This window comes from Pantoea stewartii subsp. stewartii (assembly GCF_008801695.1).
Lineage (GTDB): Bacteria > Pseudomonadota > Gammaproteobacteria > Enterobacterales > Enterobacteriaceae > Pantoea > Pantoea stewartii.
Genome location: NZ_VZPF01000314.1, coordinates 1 through 251, shown reverse-complemented (window position 1 = coordinate 251; position 251 = coordinate 1). Strand labels below are relative to the sequence as shown.

Below are 251 nucleotides of genomic sequence, written 5' to 3'. Positions count from 1 at the left end.
GCGATCTGATCAATCGCTGAATATCCCAAATCACCAGCCGGACTGAGCAATGTCGATCATAGCACCAATACCCAGAACCGAACGACGCCTGATGCAGAAAACTATCCATAAAACAAAGGACAAAAACGTAAGCGTCGCATTCAGACCGTATTGACGTTCAGGCAGAGGGAAGCTCGACCTTCCATGGCAGCAGATCGCGGACCCGGTTCACCGGCCAGTCCTGTATATGACCGATGACGTAACGCAACCAC

At 51.4% G+C, this 251-nt stretch carries 1 pseudogene; it reads left to right on the top strand.

What is annotated here, in order from left to right:
• Positions 1-49: 49 nt before the first annotated feature.
• Positions 50-127 (top strand): annotated as a pseudogene (locus tag F7Q90_RS28205) (hypothetical protein); the annotation flags it as partial.
• Positions 128-251: the final 124 nt, after the last annotated feature.